The sequence below is a fragment of the Pseudomonas sp. A-R-19 genome (assembly GCF_019956575.1).
Taxonomy (GTDB): Bacteria; Pseudomonadota; Gammaproteobacteria; order Pseudomonadales; family Pseudomonadaceae; genus Aquipseudomonas.
Genome location: NZ_JAHBDR010000075.1, coordinates 35,638 through 48,700, shown reverse-complemented (window position 1 = coordinate 48,700; position 13,063 = coordinate 35,638). Strand labels below are relative to the sequence as shown.

At 61.0% G+C, this 13,063-nt stretch carries 12 protein-coding genes; 4 read left to right on the top strand and 8 right to left on the bottom strand.

The window, feature by feature from the left end; all coding sequences use genetic code 11:
- Positions 1-62 precede the first annotated feature (62 nt).
- Positions 63-893 (bottom strand): NADPH-dependent 7-cyano-7-deazaguanine reductase QueF, encoded by an 831-nt coding sequence (gene queF, locus KGA88_RS21935; protein ID WP_110656702.1) that lies wholly within the window; start codon positions 891-893, stop codon positions 63-65.
- Positions 894-954: 61 nt separating this feature from the next.
- Complete coding sequence (locus KGA88_RS21930) at positions 955-1,491, bottom strand: plastocyanin/azurin family copper-binding protein (RefSeq protein ID WP_110656700.1); 537 nt, start codon at positions 1,489-1,491, stop codon at positions 955-957.
- Between the two features lie 155 nt (positions 1,492-1,646).
- Here KGA88_RS21930 and KGA88_RS21925 point away from each other — a divergent pair, with 155 nt between their 5' ends.
- Both KGA88_RS21925 and KGA88_RS21920 read left to right on the top strand, forming a co-directional pair.
- Positions 1,647-2,327 (top strand): heavy metal response regulator transcription factor, encoded by a 681-nt coding sequence (locus tag KGA88_RS21925; protein ID WP_110656698.1) that lies wholly within the window; start codon positions 1,647-1,649, stop codon positions 2,325-2,327.
- Complete coding sequence (locus tag KGA88_RS21920; protein ID WP_223594229.1) at positions 2,327-3,676, top strand: heavy metal sensor histidine kinase; 1,350 nt, start codon at positions 2,327-2,329, stop codon at positions 3,674-3,676. Before KGA88_RS21925 ends, KGA88_RS21920 begins: the two co-directional genes overlap by 1 nt.
- Before the next feature lie 98 nt (positions 3,677-3,774).
- On the opposite strand, the gene KGA88_RS21915 is transcribed toward KGA88_RS21920, so the two are convergent.
- The 3 genes from KGA88_RS21915 to KGA88_RS21905 all read right to left on the bottom strand — a co-directional run bounded on the left by KGA88_RS21915 (position 3,775) and on the right by KGA88_RS21905 (position 7,024).
- The gene (locus KGA88_RS21915; protein WP_110662190.1) at positions 3,775-5,019 is read right to left on the bottom strand and encodes a lipoprotein-releasing ABC transporter permease subunit; all 1,245 of its coding nucleotides are present in this window, start codon (positions 5,017-5,019) and stop codon (positions 3,775-3,777) included.
- Between the two features lie 63 nt (positions 5,020-5,082).
- Positions 5,083-5,766 (bottom strand): lipoprotein-releasing ABC transporter ATP-binding protein LolD, encoded by a 684-nt coding sequence (gene lolD / locus KGA88_RS21910; protein ID WP_178120709.1) that lies wholly within the window; start codon positions 5,764-5,766, stop codon positions 5,083-5,085.
- A 7-nt stretch (positions 5,767-5,773) separates the two neighbouring features.
- Positions 5,774-7,024 carry a lipoprotein-releasing ABC transporter permease subunit gene (locus tag KGA88_RS21905; RefSeq protein WP_007995293.1) on the bottom strand — a complete coding sequence of 417 codons (1,251 nt, stop codon included), beginning with the start codon at positions 7,022-7,024 and terminating at the stop codon, positions 5,774-5,776.
- Between the two features lie 94 nt (positions 7,025-7,118).
- Here KGA88_RS21905 and KGA88_RS21900 point away from each other — a divergent pair, with 94 nt between their 5' ends.
- Positions 7,119-7,700 carry a PilZ domain-containing protein gene (locus tag KGA88_RS21900; RefSeq protein WP_223594228.1) on the top strand — a complete coding sequence of 194 codons (582 nt, stop codon included), beginning with the start codon at positions 7,119-7,121 and terminating at the stop codon, positions 7,698-7,700.
- Between the two features lie 14 nt (positions 7,701-7,714).
- Positions 7,715-8,437, top strand: a complete 723-nt coding sequence (locus KGA88_RS21895; RefSeq protein ID WP_110659754.1) for a glycerophosphodiester phosphodiesterase — start codon at positions 7,715-7,717, stop codon at positions 8,435-8,437.
- Between the two features lie 42 nt (positions 8,438-8,479).
- Here KGA88_RS21895 and sthA read toward each other — a convergent pair whose 3' ends face one another.
- The 3 genes from sthA to KGA88_RS21880 form a co-directional block, all read right to left on the bottom strand.
- Positions 8,480-9,874 (bottom strand): Si-specific NAD(P)(+) transhydrogenase, encoded by a 1,395-nt coding sequence (sthA, locus tag KGA88_RS21890; protein WP_007984277.1) that lies wholly within the window; start codon positions 9,872-9,874, stop codon positions 8,480-8,482.
- A gap of 207 nt (positions 9,875-10,081) precedes the next feature.
- Entirely contained in the window at positions 10,082-11,104 is a 1,023-nt protein-coding gene (locus tag KGA88_RS21885; protein WP_223594227.1) for an FAD:protein FMN transferase, read from the bottom strand.
- A 256-nt stretch (positions 11,105-11,360) separates the two neighbouring features.
- A complete protein-coding gene (locus KGA88_RS21880; protein ID WP_007974029.1) occupies positions 11,361-12,824 on the bottom strand; it encodes a glyceraldehyde-3-phosphate dehydrogenase in 1,464 nt (487 codons plus the stop codon).
- Between the last annotated feature and the right edge of the window lie 239 nt (positions 12,825-13,063).

Below are 13,063 nucleotides of genomic sequence, written 5' to 3'. Positions count from 1 at the left end.
GTCAATGAAGTGGTCGACTGACACACTGCCTTCGCGAGCAAGCCCGCTGCCACATTGGATCTTTACTGACGGACCAGGCGATGGTTCGGTAGTTGCACCTCTTCAGTACTGCGATACGGGTTGATGTCCAGCCCGCCACGCCGCACATAACGCGCATACACCGTCAGTTTCTCCGGCTTCAACAACCGCTGCAGGTCAAGGAAGATCCGCTCCACACACTGCTCATGGAAGTCCGAATGCTGACGGAAGCTGACGATGTACTCGAGCAGGCTCGCGTGATCCAGCGCCGCACCACGGTACTCCACCGCCACGCTGCCCCAGTCCGGCTGGCTGGTGACCGGGCAGTTGGACTTGAGCAAATGGCTGTGCACGCTCTCCTCGACAATGCGCGAATCATCGCAACGTAGCAGTTCCGGCCGCGGGTGCTCGTAGTTGCTGACGCTGATATCCAGTTCATCGATGCACACGCCCGGCAAGGCCACGACGCCTTCACTCTCGACATCCTTGAGACTGCGAATGCGCACGCCCACCGGCTTGCCGGCAGCCGTCGACAAATCCTTGGCCAGCGTCGCCTCAAGGCTCGCGGTGTCGGTAAACGGCGTCTGGTTCAGGGAGTTGAGGTACAACTTGAACGACTTCGATTCGATGATGTTCGGTGAATCCGCCGGAATGCTGAATTCGCCAATCGCCACCACGGGCTTGCCCGACGGCAGCAGCCAGGACAGCTCGAAGCAGTTCCAGAAGTCCACGCCTTTGTACGGCAGGGTTTGCGCCGTCAGGCCCAGCTCCGCCCACTTCGCGGTGCGCGGGATCGGGAACAGCAAGGACGGCGTGTAGGTGGCGATGTATTCGCTGGACTTGCCCAGCGGCGAGTGTTCGGCTGCGGGATGCATGGCGGAAACCTGACTGAAGAATCAGCAGATTCTATCAGCCTTTGCTCGCGCCTTTGAGTGCTTACTGACTGACAGTCAGTTTGCCAACCATGCCGGCCTGGTAATGGCCGGGGATATTGCAGGCAAATTCCAGGTTGGTGGCCTTGCTGAAGGTCCAGGTCAACTCGCCGGTCTTGCCCGGCTCCACCAGCACGCTGTTGGGGTCGTCGTGCTTCATGCCGTGGTCCATTTTACTGTGATCCATGCCGGCCATGTTGCCGTGGTCCATGGCCTTCATGCCGGTGGGCGTCAGCATGCCGTCCTGCTGCATCTGCAACATTTCCTGCTGGTGCCTGGCGTGCATCGCCGCATCCCCCAGGTTGAACTCATGCAACAACTGGCCTTTATTGACCAGCACGAAGCGCACGGTCTCCCCGGCCTTGATATCGATGGCTTTCGGCGTGAAGGACATGTCTCCCATGACCACCTCGACACTGCGGGTCGCCTGGGCCGCCGGGGCTGGCTGGCCGAAATCGTAGGTATGCCCGGCGTCCGCCCACACCGGTGAACTCAGTGCCAGCAAACAGAGGATTTGCGTCACGGATTTGCGTAAAAACATCGTCGTACTCCAACAAGGTAAGGCTCAGCATGCGTAAAACTCTAAACTGCCAGCACTGCCCGCAACCTGACAGCCAGATTACAACTTTGTCAGGTTGACCTGTATGAACGCTGCCCACGGTATAAAGCGTTCGTACCATTTGCCCAGAGTCGCCCATGAAACTGCTGATCGTCGAAGACCAACCGAAAACCGGCCATTACCTGCGCCAGGGCCTGGCCGAGGCCGGGTTCAACACGGAACTGGTAGCCGACGGCAACACCGGTCAGCAATTGGCCCTCAGTGGCGATTATGCCCTGCTGATTCTCGATGTGATGCTGCCCGGCCGTGATGGCTGGCAGATTCTGCAAGCGGTACGCAGCGCCGGCCTGGACACGCCTGTACTGTTCCTGACCGCCCGTGACGCCGTGGAGGACAGGGTTCACGGCCTCGAACTGGGCGCCGATGACTATCTGGTCAAGCCATTTGCCTTTTCCGAACTGCTGGCCCGGGTCCGCAGCCTATTGCGTCGCGGCAGCACCACGCCCCAGGAAACCAGCCTGCAACTGGCCGATTTGCGCCTGGACCTGATCCGGCGCCGGGTCGAACGCAGTGGCCAGCGTATCGACCTGACCGCCAAGGAGTTCGCCCTGCTGGAAATGCTCCTGCGCCGCCAGGGCGAAGTCCTGCCCAAGTCGCTGATTGCATCCCAGGTCTGGGACATGAATTTCGACAGCGACACCAATGTCATCGAGGTGGCGATCCGTCGCCTGCGCCTGAAAATCGACGATGAATTCCCCAACAAGCTGATTCACACCGTGCGCGGCATGGGCTACGTCCTTGAAGAGCGCCCCGCCTGATGCGCCGACTGTCCTTGAGCAGCCGCCTGGCGCTGCTGTTTGCGGCGTGCACCGCCGTGGTGTCGTTGTTCGCCGGGGTGCTGTTCAGCCGCGCCAGCGAAGCGCACTTCGTTGAGCTCGACCAGCAACTGCTGGACGGCAAGCTGATTGGCTTGCGCCGGGCCCTGCACGACTATCAGTCGAGTGACAGCGAAACGAAGCTGGCCGAAGAACTGAGCCGGCAGGCTGACCTGTCCCTGCGCATCACTGGCAGCGACGGCCAGCGCCGGTACGACAGTTCGACCAACATTCCGCAGGCGTTACCGAGCCAGCCCGGATTGTCGACGGTGAGCCACGAAGGCACCGATTACCGCGTACTGAATGCGCCGCTTTTCGTGGACAAACCCGAGTCGCCGCAACTGACCCTGCTGCTGGACATCACTCACCACCAGCACTTCCTGCAACGCATGCAGCATTTGATCTGGCTGACCGTCGGCCTGTCCGCCCTGGCCACCGCGCTGCTGGGCGCCTGGGCGGCACGCAGCGGCTTGCGCCCGTTGCGGCGCATCAGCGCGGTGGCCAGCGGTGTTTCCGCGCAATCGCTGAACTCGCGGTTGCCTGAAGAAAACATGCCGCCGGAGCTGGCGGAAATGGCCCACAACTTCAACGCCATGCTCGGACGCCTCGACGACTCGTTTCAGCGCCTGTCCGCGTTCTCCGCTGACATTGCCCATGAACTGCGCACGCCACTGTCGAACCTGCTGACCCACACCCAGGTCACCCTCACCCGCCCTCGCCCCCTCGAGGACTATCGCGAGGCGCTGCACAGCAACCTCGAAGAGCTGCAATGGATGGCGCAACTGGTCAACGACATGCTCTATCTGGCCAAGGCTGACCACGGCTTGCTGATTCCCAAACGCGAAGCGCTGGAACTGGCGGAGGAAGCGGATCTGCTGCTGGAGTTCTTTGCGCCATTGGCCGAAGACGCGCAGGTAAAACTGAGTCGTGACGGCAATGCCCGTATCGAAGGTGACCGCAGCATGTTGCGGCGGGCGTTGTCGAACCTGCTGGACAACGCGCTGCGGTTCACGCCGACCGGGGGCGAGGTTCGGGTGCGAATCGTCGATCAGCCAAAAGATTTGCGTCTGACCGTTGAAAATACGGGCCAACAGATTGCCGGAGATCTATTGCCGCGCCTGTTTGACCGGTTTTACCGGGCCGATCCAGCACGTCGTGAAGGCAGCAGTGAGCATGCGGGATTGGGACTGGCGATCACCCAGTCGATCATCCGTGCCCATGGCGGGCAGATTCATTGTGAATCGGAGAAGGGGTGGACGCGGTTTGTGATCGAGTTGCCAAGGGGGGATTGAGGCCAGTAGTTCCGGCCCCTTCGCGAGCAAGCCCGCTCCCACATTTGGAATGCATTCCCTTGTGGGAGCGGGCTTGCTCGCGAAAGCGGTGTAACGGCTTACGAATAGCGCAACGCATGAGCCGGCTCGATCTTCGCCGCCCGCCATGCCGGGTAAACGGTAGCCAGAAAGCTCAAGACGAAGCCCGCCGTGCAGATCAACGCCACGTCCCCGCCTTGCAGCTCGGACGGCAGGTTGCTGACGAAATACACGTCGGAACTGAAGATGTGCTGCCCGCTGACCCGCTCGATCCAGCCTACGATCTGGCTGACGTTCAGCGCGGCAATCACGCCCAACACACCGCCAATCAAGGTACCGACGATACCGATCACCGTGCCCTGCACCACGAAGATCGCCATGATCTGCCGTGGCGTGGCGCCGATGGTGCGCAGGATCGCGATGTCCGCTCCCTTGTCATTCACCACCATGATCAGGGTCGCAATGATGTTGAACGCCGCCACTGCGACGATCATCAGCAACAGCAGGCCGATCATGGTTTTTTCCATCTTCATCGCACTGAACAGGCTGCCCTGGGTGTGGGTCCAGTCGTCAGCCTTGTAGGCGGCGCCCAGGCCCGTGGCGATGTCGCTCGACACTTGCGGCGCGGCATACAGGTCCTTCACCGCCAGGCGCACGCTCTGCACCTGATTCGGTTCCCAGTGCTGCATCTGCGCGGCATCGGCCATGTGGATCAGCGCCATGGTGCCGTCCAGTTCGGCACCGACCTTGAACACGCCGACCACGTTCAGTCGTTGCATGCGCGGGGTAATGCCCCCCGGCGCATTGCTGACTTCCGGCACGATCAGGGTGATCTTGTCGCCGACGTTCAAGCGGAAGCGGCGTGCCGTGATCTCGCCGATCACCACGCCGAATTCGCCCGGCTTCAGGGCCTCGAGACTGCCCTGGACGATGTGCTTGGCGACGATCGACACCTGGCCTTCCAGCGCCGGGTCGACACCGCTGACCTGGATGGGCTGCATCGTGCCCTTGTAGGACAGCATGCCTTCCATCTCGGTGAATGGCACCGCCGCCGTCACTTCCGGGTTTTTCATCGCGGCATCCGCCACGGGCTTCCAGTCATCAATCGGGTTGACGCCGACGATGGTGGCGTGCGGCACCATGCCGAGGATCCGCGAGCTCATTTCGCGCTGGAAGCCGTTCATCACCGACAACACCACGATCATCGCCAGCACGCCGAGGGCGAGGCCGATCATCGAGGTCATCGAGATGAAGGAGACAAAGCGATTGCGGCGCTTGGCGCGGGTATAGCGCGTGCCGATAAAGATCGATAACGGTCTGAACATTCGCTGGTGCACCGTATAAAAATAAAAGACCCGACGCCTTTCCGGGCATCGGGTTTCAGCCAATCAGATGGGCGTGAGGCAACCTTCCTGCAGGTGCAGGACGCGATCCATCTGGCGGGCCAGGTTCATGTCGTGGGTCACCACCAGGAACGCCGTGCGCATCGAGGTGCTGAGCTCCAGCATCAAGTCCTGGATGCCCTGGGCGGTGTGGGAATCGAGGTTGCCGGTCGGTTCGTCGAGCATCACCAGGCCCGGATTATTCACCAGGGCGCGGGCGATGGCCACGCGCTGACGCTCACCACCGGACAATTCGGCCGGTTTGTGCTCCAGGCGATGGCCCAGCCCTACCCGCTCCAGCAACGCCGTGGCACGCTGGCGTGCTTCCGGGATCGCGGTCTTGCCGATCAGCAGCGGCATGCAGACGTTTTCCAGGGCGGTGAATTCCGCCAACAGGTGGTGGAACTGGTACACAAAGCCGAGGGCGCGATTGCGCAGCAGGCCGCGCTTTTTCTCGCTCAGCGCCGACAACTCTTCACCGTCGAGCCAGACGCTGCCCGTGGTCGGCGTATCGAGGCCGCCCAGCAGATTGAGCAAGGTACTTTTACCCGAGCCCGACTTGCCGACGATCGCCACACGCTCACCCGGGTGCAACTCCAATTGCAGGCCGGCCAACACTTCCACCGATTCCGGGCCTTCCTCGTAGGATTTGCCCAGGCTGCGGCAGCTCAAGATTGCTTTATCACTCATGCCCGACTCACTCATAACGTAGCGCCTCCGCAGGCTGGGTGCGCGCGGCACGCCAGGCTGGATACAGGGTGGCGAGGAAACTCAGGACCAACGCCGCGGAGCAGACCATGACCACGTCCTGGCTCTGCACCTGCGACGGCAGGTAATCGATGAAGTACACGTCGGCGTTGAGGAACTTGTGCCCGATCAAGCCTTCGAGGGCCGAGATCGCGGCACTGACATTCAGCGCGGCGAAGATCCCGACCACGGCACCGATCGCGGTACCGACTACGCCAATGACGGTGCCTTGCACCATGAACGTGCGCATGATCGTGCCCGGCGTGGCGCCCAGCGTGCGCAGGATCGCGATGTCGCCCTTCTTGTCGTTCACCACCATCACCAGCGTGGAAATGATGTTGAATGCCGCAACGGCGACGATCAGCAGCAACAACAGGCCGATCATGGCTTTTTCCATGCGGATCGCCTGGTACAGGTTGCCGTGGGTACGGGTCCAGTCGCGGGCGTAGAAGCGGTCTTCGCCGAGATCGCGGGCGATGCTCCACGCAGTGCGTGGCGCCTGGAACAGATCGTCGAACTTCAGGCGCAGGCCCTGCACCTGATCCGGTTTCCAGCGGTGCAGCCGGGCCAGATCCTGCAGGTTGGTGACGCCCAGGTAGCCATCGAGCTCACCGGCGCCGACATGGAAGATGCCGACCACGGTAAAGCGCTTCATGCGCGGGAACATCCCGGCCGGGGTCACGGTGACTTCCGGCGCGACGAAGGTCAGCTTGTCGCCGATCGCGGCGCCGAGCTTGGCCGCGGCCTTGTCGCCGATGACGATGCCGAACTCGCCCGGCACCAGGTCGTCGAGTTTGCCCTGGGTCATGAAGTGATCAATGATCGACACCTGGCGTTCTTGCGCCGGGTCGATGGCATTGAGCAGGACTTTCGAGACCTTGCCGTTATTGGTCAGCAAACCCTGCATTTGCGTAAACGGCGCCACCGCCGTCACCTGCGGGTTCTGCTTGACCTTGGCCGCCAGGCTTTGCCAATCGCTGATCGGCTCGCCGGACTCGATGGTCGCGTGGGGCACCATGCCCAGCACGCGGGTGCGCATCTCATGATCGAAGCCGTTCATCACCGACAGCACCACGATCATCACGACCACGCCAAGGGCGAGCCCGATCATCGAAGTCAGGGAAATGAATGACACAAAATGATTGCGACGCTTTGCACGGGTGTAACGCGTGCCGATAAATACGAAGAGAGGTCTGAACATGTCGGGGCTTGTTCGGAGGGAAAAGGAACGTCCTTGTGGCGGGGGTCGATAACCAGCTTTACACTCAGACCACCGCCGCTACCATGGGTTCGCCATGTCGACATTAGATGAAGAAGATCGCCGCGAATACTACCGTATCGAGGATACGATCGCACTGGAAATTCGGCCCCTGTCCGCTACCGAAGCCTCAGGCCAGGAAGTGTTGCAGGATGCTTCCCCGCTCTTCAACTTGCTCAGCGAACTGCACCTGAGCGAATTCGAGTCGCAACACCTGTTGCGCCAGATCAGCGAACGCGACCGGAACATCGCGGCGTTCCTCAAATCCCAGAACAAACGCATCGACTTGCTGAGCCAGGTGATCGCCATCACCGTGCTCGGGCAGATCGGCGAACCGCAGCCGGTGATCATTTCCGAAGGCGGCATCGACTTTCAGCATCCCTCGCCCATTGCCACCGGCGCACGCCTGTCGGTCAAGCTGGTGCTGATGCCGCAAGCCCTGGGCCTGCTGCTGCGCGCCCGCGTCACCCATTGCGACCGCAAGGGCGATGGTTATGACGTTGGCACCGAGTTCGAACACCTGACCGATGCTCAGCGCCAACTGTTGGCCCGCCACATCTTGCAAAAGCAGGCCCAGGAACGACGCCTGGCCCGCGAACAACTCGAATCAGGCAATTAAATTAAGGAAGAACCGTGACCCTCATCTACGGCCATCGCGGCGCCAAGGGCGAAGCACCGGAAAACACCCTGACCAGCTTTCAGGAATGTCTCAAGCACGGCGTGCGTCGTTGCGAACTGGACCTGCACCTGTCCAGCGACGGCGAGCTGATGGTCATCCACGACCCGACCCTCAAACGCACCACTGACCGTCGCGGCAAGGTCGTCGAGCACACGGCGGCCGAGCTTGTGACCTATGACGCACGCAAGGGCGGCCCCGGCTGGATCAAGCCCTGCCCGATCCCGACGCTGGAAGAACTGTTCGAAAAGTGCGACTTCGATCACTGGCAGCTGGAAGTCAAGAGCGCATCACGGATGCGTGCCGCGACCACCGTGCTGGCGATTCGCGAGATGGCGCAGCGCCATGGCCTGATGGACAAGGTGACCATCACCTCGAGCTCCCGTGAAGTGCTCAAGGCGGCGCTGGAACTGGTGCCGGACGTATCCCGCGGGCTGGTGGCCGAGTACGCCTGGCTCGACCCGCTGAAGGTCGCGGCCAGTTATGGCTGTGAGATTCTGGCGCTGAACTGGACCCTGTGCACGCCGGAACGCCTGCAAAAAGCGCAGCGTCAGGGGCTGCATGTGTCGGTATGGACCGTCAACGAGCCTGCGCTGATGCGCAGACTCGCCGACTTCGGCGTTGACAGCCTGATTACAGACTTTCCCGGTTTGGCCACTGCCACGCTCGAGAATTGCTGAAATCGGTCTCCCCGGCCGGCTCAGGCCACCGGCCGGAGCCGCTCAAAAAAGCCGGTTGAGGCCGTCGTATGCGGCTACCCGATAGGCTTCGGCCATGGTCGGGTAGTTGAACGTGGTGTTGACGAAGTACTTCAGCGTGTTCAGTTCGCCCGGCTGGTTCATGATCGCCTGACCGATGTGCACGATCTCCGACGCCTGATAACCGAAGCAGTGAACGCCCAGCACTTCCAGGGTTTCACGGTGGAACAGGATCTTCAGCATGCCTTGCGGCTCGCCGGCGATCTGCGCGCGCGCCATGCTCTTGAAGAACGCCTTGCCGACTTCGTACGGCACCTTGGCCTGGGTCAGTTCCTGCTCGTTCTTGCCGATCGAGCTGATCTCCGGAATGGTGTAGATGCCGGTCGGCACGTCATTCACAAAGCGCCAGCTACCGTTATCGACGATGCTGCCAGCGGCGGAACGGCCCTGGTCGTGGGCGGCACTGGCCAGGCTCGGCCAGCCGATCACGTCACCGGCGCCGTAGATGTTCGGCACGCAGGTGCGGTACGCCTCGTCGACTTCGATCTGACCACGGCTGTTGACCTTCACGCCGATGTTTTCCAGACCCAACTGATCGGTGTTGCCGGTACGACCGTTGCACCAGAGCAAGGCGTCGGCCTTGATCTTCTTGCCGGACTTGAGGTGCAGTATCACACCGTTGTCCACGCCTTCGACGCGGTCGTAGTCTTCGTTGTGGCGAACCGTGATGTTGTTGTTGCTGAAGTGGTAACTCAGGGCCTGGGAAATTTCCGAGTCGAGGAAACTCAGCAACTGGCCACGGTTGTCCACCAGTTCGACCAGTACACCCAGACCGCTGAAGATCGAGGCGTATTCGCAACCGATCACGCCGGCGCCGTAAACGATGAGTTTGCGCGGGGTGTGGCCGAGGCTGAGGATGGTGTCGCTATCGTAGATACGCGGGTGGTGGAAATCGATGTCCGCCGGGCGATAAGGACGCGAACCGGTAGCAATGATGATGTGCTTGGCCACCAGCTTTTCGACCACGCCGTTGGCGCAGACCACTTCGATGGTTTGCTCGTCGGCGAAGCTGCCGGTGCCGAAGAACACGTCGACGCGGTTACGCGCGTAGTAGCCGGTACGCGAAGCGACTTGCTTGGAGATGACTTTCTCGGCGCTTTTCAACACGTCCGGGAACGAGAACCAGCGCGGCTCACCAATGGCCCGGAACATCGGGTTGGTGTTGAACTGCATGATCTGCCGCACCGAGTGACGCAGTGCCTTGGACGGGATGGTGCCCAAGTGAGTGCAGTTGCCGCCGACCTGGCGACGGCTATCGACCATCGCGACCTTGCGCCCTGCCTTGGCGGCGTTCATTGCCGCGCCTTCCCCCGCCGGGCCGGAACCCAACACCACCACGTCGTAGTTGTAGACAGCCATGCGTACTCCTCAGAACAGGCCGCGGCACCCTCGGCACCTGCGGCTAAATCACGCCAATGTGTGGCATGAAGGAACAATTTGGGGCCAGTGCAGAACCCGGACACAGTCTATAGAAGCGTCAACGCCGCGCACATTAACCCTTGGTCGCGTCGTAGGCTACTTTTGCCAGCGCTACAACGCCAGTTTTCAATGCTCAAATCGCCGAAATCATTCGGTTTTTTTACCACTGAGGCGTTCAAAAGCGTGACTGCTGCGTGTGACGAAACCTGTATCGGCACGAATCACAAAAAATGCGCCGATATCGTGTTTTTCTGCGTAGTCCCAACCGCGCTCCGGGCCGAGAATCAGCAACAGCGTCGATAAGCCATCGGCCATCAACGCTGAAGGATGAATCACCGTGACGGACGCCAGGTCATGTGAGACCGGCGCACCGGTGCGGGCATCGAAGGTGTGGGAAAAGCGCCGACCGCCCTGCTCGAAGTAATTCCGGTAGTCGCCGGAAGTGGACAGGCCATAGCCATCGACAACAATGACGCGCTCGGCCACCTGCCGGTCATCCCGCGGTTCTTCCAGGGCGATGCGCCATGGCGACCCGTCAGGCTTCCTGCCGGCCGCCTTGAGCTCACCCGTGACTTCGGCGAGATAGTCGTGGATGCCCATCGCCTCGAGCCGTGCGGCAATCGTGTCCACCACATAACCGGCGGCAATGCTGTTGAAGTCGACCTCGACGGCAGCGTCCTTGCATAACCGGTCGCCCTCGATGCGCAAGTGCTGGTGACCGACGCGCTGGCGGACTTCGGCGAGGGCTTCGGCGCTCGGGACTTTCTCTTCCCGGGCCTGCGGACCGAACCCCCAGAGATTCAACAACGGCTCCACCGTCAGATCGTAGGAACCGTCGCTTTGCACTGACAGTTGCTCGCCCACGCGGACCAGTTCGAGGATCGACGCCGGCATTGCCTGACAGCGGTTGGCCGGCAATGCATTGAAGCGCTCGATGTCCGAGTCGCTGCGGTAGGTCGACATTTGCCGGTCAATATCAGCGAGGATCTGCTCGACCTGAACGCGGACTGCGTCCGGCGCCGCAAGGCCGGCATGGCGCACATACTTGATCGAAAAAGTGCTGCCCATGGTCGGACCGCCGAAGCTTTCGAGGGCGTCTTCGTTGCCGCAACCGGACACCAGGCCGAACAACACAAAGCACCCTATCCGCCAGATCAACAAATCCTGCATCCCCTGAAGAACACCCTGACACACCATGAAGGTTCGCCATTATGCGATAGAAACTGTGGGAGCGGGCTTGCTCGCGAAGAGGCCGGCACATTCAACAGAGATGGCGACTGATCCAGCGCTTTCGCGAGCAAGCCCGCACAATTTTGATCTTCAGTGACCGCCACAATCCCTGTGGGAACAGGCTTGCCCGCGAAGAGGCCAGCACAAACAAAAACGCCCCGACCAGGGCCGGGGCGTTTCATGTGCAGCTAAAGGCTTAGCGCGGGAATGCTGGCGGGTTTACACCGGCCATGTCTTCCATCACGCGAACCACCTGGCAGCTGTAACCGAACTCGTTGTCGTACCAAACGTACAGTACAACGCGGTTATCCTGGGTGATGGTCGCTTCAGCGTCCACAACGCCTGCGTGGCGCGAGCCAACGAAGTCGGTGGAAACCACTTCCTGGGAGCTCACGTAGTCGATCTGCTTGTGCAGGTCCGAGTGCATGGCCATCTGGCGCAGGTACTCGTTGATTTCTTCGCGAGTGGTGGCCTTTTCCAGGTTCAGGTTCAGGATGGCCATCGACACGTTCGGCGTAGGAACGCGAATCGCGTTGCCGGTCAGCTTGCCCTTGAGCACTGGCAGTGCCTTGGCGGCTGCAGTGGCGGCACCGGTCTCGGTGATGACCATGTTCAGCGGCGCGGCGCGGCCACGACGGCTGCCCTTGTGGAAGTTGTCGATCAGGTTCTGGTCGTTGGTGAACGAGTGAACGGTTTCGACGTGGCCGTTGACGATGCCGTACTTGTCGTTGACTGCCTTGAGCACCGGCACGATGGCGTTGGTGGTGCAGGAAGCCGCCGAGATGATCTTGTCGTCAGGGGTGATATCGCCATGGTTGATGCCGTGCACGATGTTCTTCAGCGCGCCCTTGCCAGGTGCGGTGAGGATCACGCGGGCAGCGCCCGGGCAGGCCAGGTGCTGGCCCAGGCCGTCGGCGTCACGCCATACACCGGTGTTGTCGACGATCAGCGCGTTTTCGATGCCGTACTGGGTGTAGTCGACTTCGGCCGGGCTCTTGGCGTAGATAACCTGGATCAGGTTGCCGTTGGCGGTGATGGTGTTGTTGGCTTCATCGATGGTGATGGTGCCATCGAACGGACCATGGACCGAGTCACGACGCAGCAGGCTGGCACGCTTGACCAGGTCGTTCTCGGCGCCCTTGCGGACAACGATGGCGCGCAGGCGCAGGCCGTCGCCACCACCGGTTTTCTCGATCAGGATGCGCGCCAGCAGACGGCCGATACGACCGAAGCCGTAGAGGACAACGTCGGTGCCTTTGCGGGCGGAAGCGTTCTGCTGGCCAACCACGTCGGCCAGTTCTTCACGGACGAACTGCTCGGCAGTACGGCCATTGCCTTCGGCCTTGAATTTGGCCGCCAGCTTGCCCAGGTCCACCGAAGCGGCGCCGAGCTTGAGTTCGCTCATCGCCTTGATCAGCGGGAATGTTTCGTGGACGGACAGCTCGCTTTCGTCGGACTGACGGTGACGAGCAAAGCGGTGAGCTTTGAGAATCGCAATGACTGAACGATTGATCAGGCTGCGGCCATAGATCGAGCTCACCACGTTGTTATTGCGGTAGAGCTGACCGATAAGCGGAATCATCGCTTCTGCGAGTGCTTCACGGTCGATCCATTCACCAAGACACTGGTCGGGCTTCTGAGTCACGGGAACCTTCCACATGTAGGGGCAGAAAAAAGGGGCTACATTATGCCGCCGAGTGACAGCGGTAGCAATGCGCGCCCGTCGTGCTTTACGTAACAAATCGTCGTTCAAAAAAATTACGCCTCGCGCCAGCCCAATAAAACCGGGGCTTGCAGCGCAGTCAATTTTTTGGAGGTCGCGCCACCTTATCCGTAACCCTCCGTAACACTCGTTGTGTTTGTCACTACATATTCAGTAATTCGCGGCAAAAAACCGCC